A 13,303-nucleotide genomic window follows, 5' to 3' on the forward strand; every position below is an offset into this window, starting at 1 on the left:
CCCTAGGCTTTCAGCGCACCGGAGAGCAAGGGGGAGCGCATGCAGATCGGCGTCAACGGGCACGTGCTGCTCAGCCCGAGTGACCTGAGCACGTGGGCGGCCTGCGAGTGGGCGTTCCTCCGCCGGCTCGACGCCAAGCTCGGTCGCGGCGGCCCCTTGCCCGACGAGCACGACGACATGCTCGAGCGCACCGCACGCCTGGGGGACCAGCACGAGCTCGACTACCTCGACATCCTCAAGCAGACCCGCGACGTCGTCGAGTTCGACCGCCCCGCACCGCAGGACTACGCCCGAGCAGCCGCCGAAGCAAGAACGGCCTTCGAGACCGGCGCCGACGTCCTGTACCAACCCACGTTCCACCGCCCGCCGACGACCGACGTCCCGGGCTTCATCGGCTTCGCCGACTTCATCATCCGCAACGACCGCGGCGAGTACGAGGTCTACGACACCAAGCTCGCCCGCCACGCGAAGATCAGCGCCCTGCTCCAGCTCGCGGCCTACGCCGAGCAGATGCAGGCGCACGGCATCCCCACGGGCGAGCAGGTGCACCTGGTGCTCGGCGACCGGACGACCACCACGCACGAACTCGCCGACATCGCCCCGGTGTACCGCACGCAGCGCGCCGAGCTGCAGCGGGTCATCGCCGAGCGCCTCGGTGCCGACGACGAACTCCACTGGGGCGACCCCCGCTACTCCAGCTGCGGCCGGTGCGCGATCTGCCAGACCCAGGTGCAGCAACACCGCGACCTGGTCCTCGTCGCCGGCATGCGCCTCGACCAGCGGACGAAGCTGATCCGGCAGGGGGTGCGGACGATCGACGACCTGGCGGACCGCACCGCGGCCGTGCCCGGCATGTCGCGGAGCACGCAGGATCGGCTGATGCGGCAGGCGCGCCTCCAGACCGAGACTGAAGCCGACCAGGACGCGCACCGAGCAGACGAACACTCAGCCAAGCCGCGCTTCGAGGTCCTCGATCCGCGCGCGCTCGACGCGATCCCGGCGCCCGACGCGGGCGACGTCTTCTTCGACTTCGAGGGCGACCCACTGCACACCGAGGACGGCGTCCACTGGGGCCTCGACTACCTGTTCGGCCTGGTGGACGACCAGGCCGAGTTCACGGCGTTCTGGGCGCACACCATCCGCGACGAGCGAGTTGCGCTCGAGCAGTTCCTCGCGTTCATCCAGGCGCGGCGTGAGCAGTACCCCGGGATGCACATCTACCACTACGCCCCGTACGAGCGGACGCACCTGCTGTCCCTCGCCGCCCGGCACGGCGTGGGCGAGGAAGCCGTCGACGACCTGCTGCGGTCCGGGGTGCTGGTCGACCTGTACCCGATCGTCCGCCAGTCCCTGGTCGTCGGCAGTCGCAGCTACTCGATCAAGAAGCTCGAGCCGCTGTACATGGGGTCGGACCTGCGCGAGAGCGACGTCACGAACGCCGCCGACAGCATCACCGCCTACGTCGACGCGATCGAGGAGCTCCGGAACGGCGACGCCGTCGAGGGGCAGCGGATGCTCGACCAGGTCGCCGACTACAACGCCTACGACTGCCGCTCGACGCTCCGGCTGCGCGATTGGCTGCTGTCGCTGCGGCCCCCGCGGCCCGAGGAGCCGAGCGAGCAGGACGAGCTGCTGCCGCCGATCCCGGTCGAGCGCGAGCCGAACCCCGTGTACACGGCGCTCGCCGCGGAACTCGACGACGTCGACGCGCTCGACCGCACGCCCGACCAGACCGCGTTGGCGCTCGCCGCCGCCGCGATCGACTACCACCGCCGCGAGGCCAAGACCTTCTGGCAGGACCACTTCGACCGCCTGCGCAACCCGGTTGACGACTGGGCCGACACCCGCGACGTGCTGGTCGTCGAGCGCGCGTCCGTCGAGCGCGACTGGGACACGCTGCCGCGTGCCCGGTCGCAGTCGCGAGAGCTCCGGTTGTCGGGGACGCTCGCGCCCGGTTCGCGGCTCCGGCCTGGAGGCACGCCCCACCTGGTCTACGACGACCCGCTTCCGCCGTCGGTCACCGCTCCGGCGCCGGGTTCGAAGGGTGCGTCGGCTCGCGCGGTCGTGCTGGACGCCTTCGACAACGGCGACGCGTTCGAGGTGGTCGTGAAGGAGAGCCTGCCCGTCGGCGGCGGGGAGCCGCACCACGACGTCCCGGTCGCGCTCGCGCCGGCCGCCCCGCCGCGCGCGAAGCCCCAGCCCGAGGCGATCGCCGAGTGGGGGCAGGAGGTCCTCGACGCCCTGCCGTCGATGCTGCCCGACCCGGCGCTCGACCTGCTCCGCCGGGTGCCGCCGCGCGGTGCACTCGCGCCCGTGGCCGCCGACGACACCGTCTCCGCGGTGGTCACGACGCTGCTCGGGCTCGACCGCTCGTACCTGGCGATCCAAGGTCCTCCCGGGACGGGCAAGACGTACGTCGGCTCGAACGTCGTCGCACGCCTCGTCCGCGAGCATGGCTGGCGGGTCGGTGTGGTCGGACAGTCGCACGCGACGTCGGAGAACTTCCTGGCCTCGGTGGTCCGTGCGGGGGTACCGGCCGACCGGGTGGTGAAGGTGCCGAAGTCCGGTGCGACCGAGGACGACCTCGAGGCCGCCGTGTGGACCCCTGTGAAGAACAACGCCGCACTCGGGGCGTTCCTGTCCTCGTGTGCCGAGACGGGGACCGGGGGCGTGGTCGGCGGGACCGCGTGGACGTTCGCGAACGAGGGCACGGTCCCGCGGCGCTCGCTCGACCTGCTCGTCGTCGACGAAGCCGGGCAGTTCTCGCTGGCGCCGACCATCGCGTCCTCGGTCGCCGCCACGCGCCTGCTGCTGCTCGGCGACCCGCAGCAGCTCCCACAGGTGTCGCAGGGGTCGCACCCTGAGCCGGTGGACCAGTCCGCGCTCGGGTGGCTGGCGGACGGCGAGCACGTGCTGCCGCCGGAGTTCGGCTACTTCCTCGCGCACACCCGGCGGATGGAGCCCGCGCTGACGGCGTCGGTGTCAGGCTTGTCCTACGACGGGCAGCTCAGCTCGCTCGTCAGCGGGCGACACCTGGACGACCTCGACCCGGGCGTCCACCCCGTGCCCGTGGTGCATACGGGGAACACGACGTCCTCGGCGGAGGAAGCCGCCCGGGTCGTCGAACTCGCCCGGGACCTGGTCGGCCGCCGCTGGGTCGACGGCGATGTGTCACGGGCGCTCACGGACCAGGACGTCATCGTCGTCGCGCCGTACAACGCGCAGGGAGCGCTCATCCGCGAGGCCCTCGACCGCGCCGGGCTCCGTGGCACGCAGGTGGGCACGGTCGACATGTTCCAGGGGCGCGAGGCCGTGGTGTCGATCACGTCACTGGCGGCATCGAGCGCGGCGGACATCCCGCGCGGGCTCGACTTCCTGCTCATGCCGAACCGGTTGAACGTGGCGTTGTCGCGAGCGCAGTGGGCGGCGTACCTCGTGTACTCGCCGGCGCTCACCACGGGGCTGCCGCCGTCCATCGCCGGGCTGTCCCTGCTCTCGCGCTTCATCGAACTGGTCGAGCCGCCGGCATCGTGACCGTCGTGGCGGTCGTCGGGTTCGCGGCCGGTGTCGTCCTGGCGGAGGATGCTGGGCGATCCCGAGCCGCCTGACGGCTCTGGTTCGCGAACTCCGAGGATCGTGAACCAGAACCGTCAACGACCCGGAAACACGACCGCCCCCGCCGCGTCGTGACGCCAGAACGAGGGCTGGCCGGGCGATCCACCGCCCTGGAACGGTGGAGGCATGGGGGAACACACGATCGCCGCGGACCGGCAGCGCCCGAAGGGAACGGCCCCGCTGACCCTCCGCGCCCGGAAGCCCGGGTACGCCGTGATGCAGCAGTGTCTCGCGATCCAGGCCGAAGGCCCCGCGCGGACCGCCCGGCAGCGGTTCTGGGGACACGACCCGCTCCGTCCCGAAGCCCGTTCCTGGTTCAAGGGCGCGATCGGCGAGCGGCAGGTCGCGACGCAGCTGGAGCAACTCGGCCCGGACTTCACGGTCCTGCACGCCGTTCCGATCGGGACGGGCACCACGGACATCGATCACGTCGTGGTCGGTCCGACCGGCGTGTTCTCGATCAACACGAAGAACCACTCCGGTCACGCAGTCTGGGCGGGCGGACGCACGCTGATGGTGAACGGTCAGCGGACGCCGCACCTGCACCGCGCGCTGGCCGAGGGGCAGCGTGCGACGACCCTGCTGTCGGCGGCGGCAGGGGGTCCGATCCTCGTGCAGCCGATCCTGGTCGTCGCGGCCGCGGAGCTCCGGTTCGGCAAGAAGTCGCCGGCAGCCGTGGTCCTCCAGCCCGAGCACGTGGGGAGGTGGATCCGCGGTCTGCCGCGTGTGCACTCGGACGAAGCCGTGCGCTTCCTCTCGATGCTGGCCGAGGAACGGGGCACGTGGCACGTGGATGCCGTCATCATCGACGACACACTCCGCCACGTGCAGCGCTTCGAACGGCTCGAACGCGAGATCGCCGACGCGCGCTCCCGTCGGAGCCTCATGCGCCGCGCTCGGGTCCTCGCGGTGCTGGCCGTTCCGGCGGGCGGTCTGCTCGGGTACTGGTGGGCGGTCGCCGCGACGGCGATTGCGCCTGCCTGACGACGGATGCTCCGAGCCGCAGACAGTGCGGGTCAGTCGTCGTCGGTCGGGACGCCGCCCTGCATCTGCGCCCGCATCTCGGCGAGGACGTCCGCGTGCAGGAAGTTCGCGTCGGCAGCACTCGTCGGGTCGACCACGATGCCGAACTCCTCGGGCAGTGCGGACACGAGTTCGGACATCGGCACGGGACGCCCCTCGTTGTCGGGCAGCCCGGCGGCGAGTTCGGCGGGGTCGGTGAAGACGGGCACGAACGGCTTGTCCCGGATGATCACGTGGGCGACGCTGCCGCCCTCCGGAGTGCCCTCCGGCTTCCAGGGGACCCATGCCGCGCTGCGCAGGAAGCCCGCCGGCGAGGCGGCCAGCCGCCGTCGGAGTTCGGCGGCCGCGCTCGGCGGCGCCTTGTCGACGCCGCGGCCGAAGGCTGATCCGTTCGTCTGATCGGTACTCACGCCAGCCATGCTGTCACGGTGAGCCAGCGGAGCGGGGCGAGCCGGGCCTCCAGGATGGAACCCGACGCCCAGCAGTGGCCGACAGCCCTGTCAGCAGGCGTCGAGCACCCGCACCATCGCGTCCCGCTCTGCCGGCGCGACCCACAGTCGGTACTTCGCCTTCACCGTGACCTGGCGTTCGACGTAGGTGCAGCGGAACGCCTTGTTCGCGGGCAACCAGGTCGCGGCATCGCCGGAGCCCTTCTGCGAGTTCGACCGCCCGTCGACCGCGAACAGGTTCATCGGGTCGTTCGCCAGCGCCTCGCGGGTGTCCTGCGACAGCCGCTGACCGCCCGTGCGCCAGGCGTTCTCGAGCGCCACGACGTGGTCGATCTGCACGAGCGTCGACGTCGTGTTGCCGCGGACGAAGTCGACGGTCGCGCCCGTGTACGGCGAGACGAGGGTGCCGGTCAGGACCTTGCAGCGCCCCTCGCGGGTGATGCCGGTCAGGTCGCGGGCCAGCACGTCGTTGCGGGTGTCGCAGCCGTTGCGGTCGACGTCGAGCCAGGCGCTGCCGAACTGACCGGTACGGTCGTAGCCGGTGCCGGCCGCCTTGCCCTTGACGGGCAGGTCGGCGAGCAGCGCGCGAGCGGCGGCTGCATCGGTGTCGGCGCCCCGGCTGACGGTCGGACTGGAGGCCCGGCTCGGCTCCGTCGATGCGCCCTGCGGTCGGCTCGGGGTCGTGTCACGGGCGGCGGGCTCACCGGCGGCGTCGGGCTCCAGGGCGCCGGTGGCGTCGAGCGCGTACCCGCCGAGGGCGATGGCCAGGACGACGATGACAGAGGTCAGGGTGATGCGGCTGCGGCGTCGGCGGGACGTCATGCGGTGGGACTCCAGGTGCTGCGGGCGGAACGGTGGTGCGGGGCGGAACGTGGTGCGGGGTCGAACGGGCCGGCGGCTCAGGCCAGCAGGGAACGGATGTCGTCGGCGGTCAGGTCGTCGGCGAACAGGGCGTCGTCGTCGATCATCGTGGCGAACAGTTCGGCCTTCTTCGCGGCGAGGGCCAGCACCTTCTCTTCGATGGTGTCCTCGGCGATGAACCGCTGCACCGTGACCGACCGGGTCTGGCCGATGCGGTGCGTGCGGTCGACGGCCTGGGACTCGGCGGCGGGGTTCCACCACGGGTCGAGCACGAACACGGTGTCCGCCTCGGTCAGGGTGAGCCCGAACCCGCCGGCCTTGAGCGAGATGAGGAACGCGGGCGCGGTGCCCCGCCGGAAGCGCTCGATGACCTCGGGGCGTTTGCGCGTGGAGCCGTCGAGGTACTCGTACCCGATGGCCCGGGCGTCGAGGGCGTCGGACACCATCCGCAGGAACGAGGTGAACTGGCTGAACACCAGGGCACGGCGACCCTCGGCGGCGAGCTGTTCGAGCTCGTCGAGCAGCAGGTCCAGCTTGGCCGAGGGGATCGGAGATGCGGAGACGTCCGAGTCGCTCGTCGGCGGCGACACCAGCGCCGGCGACAGCGCGAGCATCCGCAGCAGCGTCAGCGACCGGAAGACGATCATCCGGTTCTTCGACAGGTCGTCGATGAGGTCGAGGACCTTGAGCCGCTCCCGGTTCAACGTGCGCTCGTACAGCTCCCGGTGCGCGGGGTCGAGCGTGACGCGGACGACCTGTTCCTGCTTGGGCGGCAGGTCGGCGGCCACGGCCTCCTTCGTGCGCCGGAGCATGAGCGGCCGGATCCGTCGCCGCAGCCGCGCGGTGAGCTGCTGTCGAGCCTCGCCGCGCAGGTCGGGGGAGGCGAGGGGCTTCACGTAGTCGTCGCCGAACCGGGTCCAGGTGGACAGCAGCCCGGGCGCGACGATGTGGAACAGTGCCCACAGGTCGGTCAGCCCGTTCTCGAGCGGGGTGCCGGTGATCGCGAACTTCACCGGTGCCTGCAGCTCCGACGCCACGCGGTGGGTCTGGGACTGCGGGTTCTTCACGAACTGCGCCTCGTCGAGCACGAGTGCCGACCACGGCAGGTCGGTCCACGCCTGGGCGTCGAGCCGCAGCAGCGCGTACGAGGTGACGACGACGTCGGCCTGCGACGCCGTCCGGGCGACGAGCCCCGGGTCCTTCAACGAGGTCGAGGTGACCGTGGCGACCCGCAGCGACGGCACGAACTTCGTCGCCTCGGCCGCCCAGTTGCCCACGACCGAGGTCGGCGCGACGACGAGGAACGGCGGCGCCGAGGGGTCGGCGGCACGACGGGCGGCGATCATCGCGAGCACCTGCAGCGTCTTGCCGAGCCCCATGTCGTCGGCGAGCACCCCGCCGATGCCGTGCGACGCCAGGAACGACAACCAGGCGTACCCGGCGTGCTGGTACGGCCGCAGCTCGGCGTGCACGGTGTCCGGTACGGCGACGTCACCCGGGGGAGTCGCCCCGAGCAGTCCGGCGGTGACGGCCTGCCAGCGTTCGTCGTGCGACGTCTCGTCGGCCAGCAGGTCGAACTCCGACCACAATCCGGCGTGCAGCGGGGTCACGGCGATCGGCTGGTCCGGCTCCCACTCGTCCAGGTCGCGGGCTTCGTCGATGAGCTCCTTGAGCCGGTCGAACGCGGGGTCGGCGAGGGACAGGTACGAGTTGTCGACGAGTTTCAGTCGTCGCTGCCGGCTCGCGAGCGCGGTGAGCAGCGGTGTGAACGGGATCTGCTTGCCGTTGACGCTGACGATGATGCCGAGGTCGAACCAGTCGTGCTTGTCCGACGGCATCGTCGTCACGCGGATGTGCGGCCGCCCGCTCAACCGCTCGTAGTCGAGGCGCTCACCCTGCACCACCGTGCGGATGCCGAGCGCGGGCAGCTCCGGCAGCAGCTCGTTCGCGAACACCGCGACGTCGGCCCCGTCGATGGTGCCGTCCTGGAACCAGTCCAGTCCGCCACCCGGTCCCGTCGGGCGGTCGGGAGGCCCGGCCTGTGCCGCGTCGTCGGCCTGCGTCGTCGCCGTGGTCGGCTCCACCGCCGCGGCCGGGTCCGCCACGGGACCGGCGTCGGTGCCGGACGGAACGTCGGTGCCGGTCGGATCGTCGTCGTCGGCGGCGCGGAGCACCGACAGGTCGGGGAGCGGCCCGTGCAGCGAGACCGGGTCCTTCCGACCGTCGACGTGCCAGCGCCAGTGCAGGTGCACCCGGTCGTCGGTGCGCGGCGCCCGGGCCGGCTCGAACGTTGCGGTGAGCACGAGCTCGGGCGGGGTGCGCTCGGGCAGCTCCACCGACCCGTCGGAGCTGACCAGGCCGAGGGCACCACGCAGCCGGGGCGACCAGTCGGCCAGGAACTCGTCGACCTCGGCGTCCGGCACCGTGATGCGCGATCCCTCGAGCAGCATCCGGCGCTGGTCCGCCGGCACGGGCGCGGGTGTCGGAGCGAGGCCGACGGTGAAGTCGGGGGCCTCACGGAAGACGTAGACGCCGTGGTCGCCGATCATCCGCGCGGCTCCGGGCACGACGGGCCGGCCGTCGAGCACGGCGCTCGCTCCGATCACCACGGCGCCGTCGTGCCGCGCCAGGTCGAGCAGCACCTGCGCCTGCTCGCCGAGGACCGCACCGCCCTCGCGCTTGCCGGTGACGAACGCGATGTCGAGCGCCGCGGCCTGCCGCAGCAGCGGCCACAGCAGCGGACTGCGGAAGTCGTCGAGGTGCAGCCAGTCGCTCTCGCCCGGCAGCCCCGCGAGCTGCCCGGCACGGTGCAGGGCCGCGAGCTGCAGGAACCAGGCGTGCTGCTCGGCGCCGACGCCCAGGCGGTTCTGCGAGTAGGGGAGCGTGCCCCAGGTCAGCTGCCCTCGGACCCAGTTGCCGGCGTCGCTGCGGGTCACCGGGCGGACCCCGAGCCGGACGGAGCGCGAAGGCGCCGGCAGCGCCCTGCCGGCCGCGCGAGCGCGGGAGGCGAGCCGGGCGGGGACCGCGTCACGCAACTCGAACTGCAGGCCCATCCGTGTGCCCTGCGGGGCGACCGCCTGCTCGTCGTCACCGGCGAGGCGGGCGAGGTCGTGCCTCCAGTCCGACGGTGGCGGAGCCGGCGCTTCCGGGCGTGGGCCGGCGTTCGCGGCGAGTGCGCGGGCGTTGATGGTGAGCAGCGCGGCGGCGACGTGTTTGCAGTCGCCGCGGAGGGGACAGCTGCAGGTGCTCCGGACCGGGCGGACGAAGTCGCCACGGGCCGGGGTGGTGTCGATCCGCAGCTCGTACGGGTCGTCGGCGGTGCCGGAGACGGTCGCAGTGACCGTGCCGTCGTCGGGGTGCCAGGTGGCCTCGTCCACCAGACCGGCCCGCACGACGTCGCGCGCACGGCCGAAGGTCTGCGGCCCGACGAAACGGATGACGTCGACGGCGTCGATCATCGGGGCTGCTGGCACGGACCCCATCGTGCCAGCCACCACCGACCATCCCGCACCGCCACCCGGGAGCCCTGTCAAGCGACAGGACTACCGTCCGGGGAGGACGCGACGACTGCGGTCCACGATGGATTGGACACGCTCATGCCGGACCGCCTGCACTGGGTGCACGACTCCGAGGACCACTGGAACGTGCTGCTCGACTCGGAGCTCGTCTGCGACGTCACGCGGAGCGCGCAGTACACCGTCGACTCGCCGGACCACTCGCTCGTCGGCGCGCACTCCTCGCTGGAGAGCGCCGCCGCCCAGGTGCACGGATGGGTGCGCTGGACCGGCCGTTAGGCCAGGGAACGAAGCTGGCTTGTCGGACGCGGTGACCCTCCCTAGCGTGGGGAGCACAGACCGCGTGCTCCCGCACCCTTCTGACCGAGCAGGGAGGAGCCCAGATGAGCGACAGCAGCACCGGGGCCGTCACACCCGCTCCCCGTGACACGCCCCCACGGTCACTCATCGCGGTCGCCGGGCAGGACACCGACTCCGCGATCAGTTCGCTCGCCGGCATGTACGCGGGCAAGGCCTGGTACTCCCGGCCCCTCGACCAGGACTACTGGTACAAGTACGTCGCCGTCGGTGACGACCAACTGAGCATCCGCCGCTCGCAGATGCACGGCTACCTGCGGGGCGACGTCGCCACCGAGGGCGAGGTCGTCGTGCAGTGGCTCGAGTCCGGGCAGGCCCGCGTCGACGTCGGCCGCGACGAGGTCCGCATGCGACCAGGGGTCCCCACGATGTTCCCCGTCGAGCGCCGCTTCGAGATGGAGTACCAGGACTGGGACCAGCGCCTGGTGCACCTGCGTCGGGACCTGGTGCTCGACGTCGCCGCCGAGGACCACCTGGTCGACGGCACCCTGACCTTCGACTGGCGGACCGAGCCCGACGCGGCCGCGATCGGCGCGTGGCGGACGGCCGTGGCCGGTGCCGTCCGCGCCCTGCGCGAGGAGGGCGACCAGTCGCTCGCATGGCACGAGGCGCAGCGCGGGGTCGCCCGCGCCCTGCTCCGGCTCTACCCGATGCAGGCCGAGCGCTTCCCCGCCGGGTACGGCACGCGGAGCGACGGCCGGCTGCGCGCGGCGGTCGAGTTCATCCAGGCGCACGCCCACGAGCCGCTGACCGTCGCGGACATCGCGACCGCCGCCGGGCTGAGCATCCGCGGGATCCAGGAGTCGTTCCAGCGCGCGTTCGAGCGCTCGCCGATGACGTACCTGCGCGAGGTCCGGCTCGGGCGGGTGCGCGACGAGCTCGTCGTGCTCGACCCGCACGCGACCTCGGTGGCCGACGTCGCGCGTCGGTGGGGGTTCGCGCACATGGGGCGGTTCGCGTCGGTGTACGCGGCGCGGTTCGGGGAGTACCCGCGGGAGACGTTGCGGCGCTGAGGGTCGGAGCGCGGCTGCGCCGCCGTCTCGCGCGGCGCTGTCGTCAGTCCTTCGCGGGCTTCGCCAACTCGCTGTGCCGCCGCGAGTAGCCGAAGTACACCCCGAGCCCGATCGCGAACCAGATCCCGAACCGCACCCACGTCTCCCACTGCAGGAACGTCACGAGCCACAGCGACGCGACGACACCGATGATCGGGATCACCGGCATGAACGGCAGCCGGAACTGGCGGTCCAGGTCGGGCTGCCGGTAGCGCAGCACGATCACGGCGGAGCAGACCACCACGAACGCCAGCAGGATGCCGATGTTCGTCAGCTCCGCGACGACGCCGATGGGCAGCACGCCGGCCAGGATCGCCGACGCGATGCCGAGGATCCACGTGACGCGGGTGGGGACGTGCCGCTTGGGGTCGGTCTTCGCGAACCACTTCGGCATGAGGCCGTCGCGGCTCATCGAGAACCAGACGCGCGAGGCACCGAGCATGAAGGTCACGAGGACGGTGACGATGCCGACGATGGCCCCGATCGCGATGACGTTCGCGACACCGCCGAGCCCGACGGACGCGAACGCCGACGAGAAGCCCGACGCCGGGTCGATGTCGGTGTACTTCTGCATCCCGGTGAGCACGAGCGTCGCCAGCACGTAGAGCACCATCGAGATGCCCAGGGACAGCAGGATCGCCTTCGGCATGTGCTTGCGGGCGTCGGTGGACTCCTCGGCCGCGGTGGACATCGCGTCGTAGCCGAACACGGCGAAGAACACGGTCGCGGCGCCCGTCATCACGCCGCCGAACCCGAACGGGAAGTACGGGGAGTAGTTCGCGCTGTTGATGTGGAACACGCCGAGCACCACGATGAGCACGACCAGTGCGACCTTGATGCCGACGGCGACGAACTCGAACCGTGCGGCGCTGCGGATGCCGCGGGTGAGCACGAAGGCGGTGAGCAGGCACAGGATGATCGCGAAGACGTCGACGACGTGGCCGTCACCGGTGCCGGGCGCGCCGAGCATCCAGGCGGGCAGGTCGATGCCGAACTGACCGACCAGGAACCCGACGTAGCCGGAGATGCCGATCGCGACCACCGCCACGATCGCCGTGTACTCGAGCAGCAGGTCCCAACCGATGAACCAGCCGACGATCTCGCCGAGCACGGCGTAGCCGTACGTGTAGGCGCTGCCGGCCTTGGGGATGAGGCCCGCGAACTCGGCGTAGGACAGGGCCGCGGCAGCGCTGGCGACGCCCGCGACCAGGAAGCTGATGAGCACCGCGGGCCCGGCGACGCCGTTCGCCACCGTGCCGGCGAGGGTGAAGATGCCCGCGCCGATGATCCCGCCGATGCCGATCGCGGTGAGCTGCCAGAGGCCGAGGTGCCGTTTCAGGCCGCCCTCGCCCCCGGTCTCGTCGTCGATGGTGTCGATCGGCTTCCGTCGGAAGAGCGTTCGTGTCGTCGTCGTCACCCGCCCATGGTGCACCCGGCGGGCGATCGGCGCACGGTCCCATCGGACCGAGACGGGTCGGCACCGGAGCAGGACACGCCCGCCGTCCGGGCTGAGCGCAGGCAGAGGGCGTAGACGAGGTGCATGCGTCACCCGAAGCGGATCGAACCCGGCCCCGGACAGGAATCGGTCTGGGACTACCCCCGCCCGCCGGCCGTGCAGCCCGTGACCGACCGTGTGGTCGTCCGGCTCGGCGGCACGGTCGTGGCGGACACGACCGACGCCGTGCGGGTGCTCGAGACGTCGCACCCGCCGGTCTACTACCTGCCGGTCGCCGACATGGCCGAGGGCTCGCTCGTCCGCGCCGAGGGCTCGAGCATGTGCGAGTTCAAGGGCCGTGCGCGCTACTTCGACGTCGTCGGCGGTGACGGCACGGTCGCCAGCCGCGCCGCCTGGGACTACCCGACGCCCGAGCCCGGGTACGAGTCGCTGCGGGACCACGTGGCGATCTACCCGTCGGCGATGGACTCCTGCGAGGTCGGCGGCGAGGTCGTGCAGGCGCAGGAGGGTGACTTCTACGGCGGCTGGATCACGGCCGACATCGTCGGGCCGTTCAAGGGCGGGGCCGGCACCTTCGGCTGGTGACCCGCGTCAGCGGTGGGCGTACGGCGACCAGAACGGCGGCGGGAACGCGCCACCCGTCACGATGACGAGCACCTGCCACACGAGCATCACCAGGCCGACGGTGCCGATGACGATGCCGACCCACGCCCATACCCGCACCGCTCGGCGACGCCCGGCGATCCGGAGCGCCCGCATCCCGCTCAGCACGCAGACGAGCCCGAACACCGCGCCGAGCAGCACGTGCCGGACCGTGGACTGCGCCGGGACGATGATGCCGAGGTAGAAGGCGAGCGGCGCGAGCAGCACCGCGACGGTCGCAGGTGCCGCCGGTGGTTCGTGGTCCCCTGCGGCAGCTCCCATGGGTCTGAATCTAGCGAGCAGACCGCGATCCGTACACGCCCGGGGAACGCC

Annotated in this window: 10 protein-coding genes; 5 read left to right on the forward strand and 5 right to left on the reverse strand. The window is 71.9% G+C overall.

Annotation, left to right across the window (positions count from 1 at the left end; genetic code table 11):
* Positions 1-39 precede the first annotated feature (39 nt).
* Together LEL83_RS10000 and LEL83_RS10005 are read left to right on the forward strand one after the other, a co-directional pair.
* Positions 40-3,534 (forward strand): TM0106 family RecB-like putative nuclease, encoded by a 3,495-nt coding sequence (locus LEL83_RS10000; protein WP_225558694.1) that lies wholly within the window; start codon positions 40-42, stop codon positions 3,532-3,534.
* A 207-nt stretch (positions 3,535-3,741) separates the two neighbouring features.
* Positions 3,742-4,599: a nuclease-related domain-containing protein gene (locus tag LEL83_RS10005; RefSeq protein WP_225558695.1), complete on the forward strand. Its 858-nt coding sequence runs from the start codon at positions 3,742-3,744 to the stop codon at positions 4,597-4,599.
* 32 nt (positions 4,600-4,631) lie between these two features.
* On the opposite strand, the gene LEL83_RS10010 is transcribed toward LEL83_RS10005, so the two are convergent.
* The 3 genes from LEL83_RS10010 to LEL83_RS10020 form a co-directional block, all read right to left on the reverse strand.
* Positions 4,632-5,048, reverse strand: a complete 417-nt coding sequence (locus LEL83_RS10010; protein WP_225558696.1) for an SseB family protein — start codon at positions 5,046-5,048, stop codon at positions 4,632-4,634.
* A 90-nt stretch (positions 5,049-5,138) separates the two neighbouring features.
* Positions 5,139-5,909 carry an HNH endonuclease family protein gene (locus tag LEL83_RS10015; protein WP_225558697.1) on the reverse strand — a complete coding sequence of 257 codons (771 nt, stop codon included), beginning with the start codon at positions 5,907-5,909 and terminating at the stop codon, positions 5,139-5,141.
* 77 nt (positions 5,910-5,986) lie between these two features.
* Positions 5,987-9,421: a DEAD/DEAH box helicase gene (locus tag LEL83_RS10020; RefSeq protein WP_225558698.1), complete on the reverse strand. Its 3,435-nt coding sequence runs from the start codon at positions 9,419-9,421 to the stop codon at positions 5,987-5,989.
* A gap of 123 nt (positions 9,422-9,544) precedes the next feature.
* On the opposite strand from LEL83_RS10020, the gene LEL83_RS10025 reads away from it, so the two are divergent.
* A complete protein-coding gene (locus LEL83_RS10025; RefSeq protein WP_198658212.1) occupies positions 9,545-9,742 on the forward strand; it encodes a hypothetical protein in 198 nt (65 codons plus the stop codon).
* A gap of 104 nt (positions 9,743-9,846) precedes the next feature.
* Positions 9,847-10,833 (forward strand): AraC family transcriptional regulator, encoded by a 987-nt coding sequence (locus tag LEL83_RS10030; RefSeq protein WP_225558699.1) that lies wholly within the window; start codon positions 9,847-9,849, stop codon positions 10,831-10,833.
* 43 nt (positions 10,834-10,876) lie between these two features.
* On the opposite strand, the gene LEL83_RS10035 is transcribed toward LEL83_RS10030, so the two are convergent.
* A complete protein-coding gene (locus LEL83_RS10035; RefSeq protein ID WP_198658214.1) occupies positions 10,877-12,289 on the reverse strand; it encodes an amino acid permease in 1,413 nt (470 codons plus the stop codon).
* A gap of 123 nt (positions 12,290-12,412) precedes the next feature.
* On the opposite strand from LEL83_RS10035, the gene LEL83_RS10040 reads away from it, so the two are divergent.
* On the forward strand, positions 12,413-12,913 hold the full coding sequence (locus LEL83_RS10040) for a DUF427 domain-containing protein (RefSeq protein ID WP_198658215.1): 501 nt from the start codon (positions 12,413-12,415) through the stop codon (positions 12,911-12,913).
* Between the two features lie 6 nt (positions 12,914-12,919).
* On the opposite strand, the gene LEL83_RS10045 is transcribed toward LEL83_RS10040, so the two are convergent.
* Entirely contained in the window at positions 12,920-13,252 is a 333-nt protein-coding gene (locus LEL83_RS10045; RefSeq protein WP_198658216.1) for a hypothetical protein, read from the reverse strand.
* Positions 13,253-13,303: the final 51 nt, after the last annotated feature.

Origin of the sequence: Curtobacterium oceanosedimentum (genome assembly GCF_020297365.1) — a bacterium.
In the GTDB taxonomy this organism is placed as follows: Bacteria; Actinomycetota; Actinomycetes; order Actinomycetales; family Microbacteriaceae; genus Curtobacterium.

What these genes read in the sequence shown, in the direction of transcription:
- LEL83_RS10015 (WP_225558697.1), bottom strand. Translation starts at nt 5,909, where the DNA reads ATGACGTCCCGCCGACGCCGCAGCCGCATCACCCTGACCTCTGTCATC.
- LEL83_RS10040 (WP_198658215.1), top strand. Translation starts at nt 12,413, where the DNA reads ATGCGTCACCCGAAGCGGATCGAACCCGGCCCCGGACAGGAATCGGTC.
- LEL83_RS10000 (WP_225558694.1), top strand. Translation starts at nt 40, where the DNA reads ATGCAGATCGGCGTCAACGGGCACGTGCTGCTCAGCCCGAGTGACCTG.
- LEL83_RS10030 (WP_225558699.1), top strand. Translation starts at nt 9,847, where the DNA reads ATGAGCGACAGCAGCACCGGGGCCGTCACACCCGCTCCCCGTGACACG.
- LEL83_RS10005 (WP_225558695.1), top strand. Translation starts at nt 3,742, where the DNA reads ATGGGGGAACACACGATCGCCGCGGACCGGCAGCGCCCGAAGGGAACG.
- LEL83_RS10045 (WP_198658216.1), bottom strand. Translation starts at nt 13,252, where the DNA reads ATGGGAGCTGCCGCAGGGGACCACGAACCACCGGCGGCACCTGCGACC.
- LEL83_RS10025 (WP_198658212.1), top strand. Translation starts at nt 9,545, where the DNA reads ATGCCGGACCGCCTGCACTGGGTGCACGACTCCGAGGACCACTGGAAC.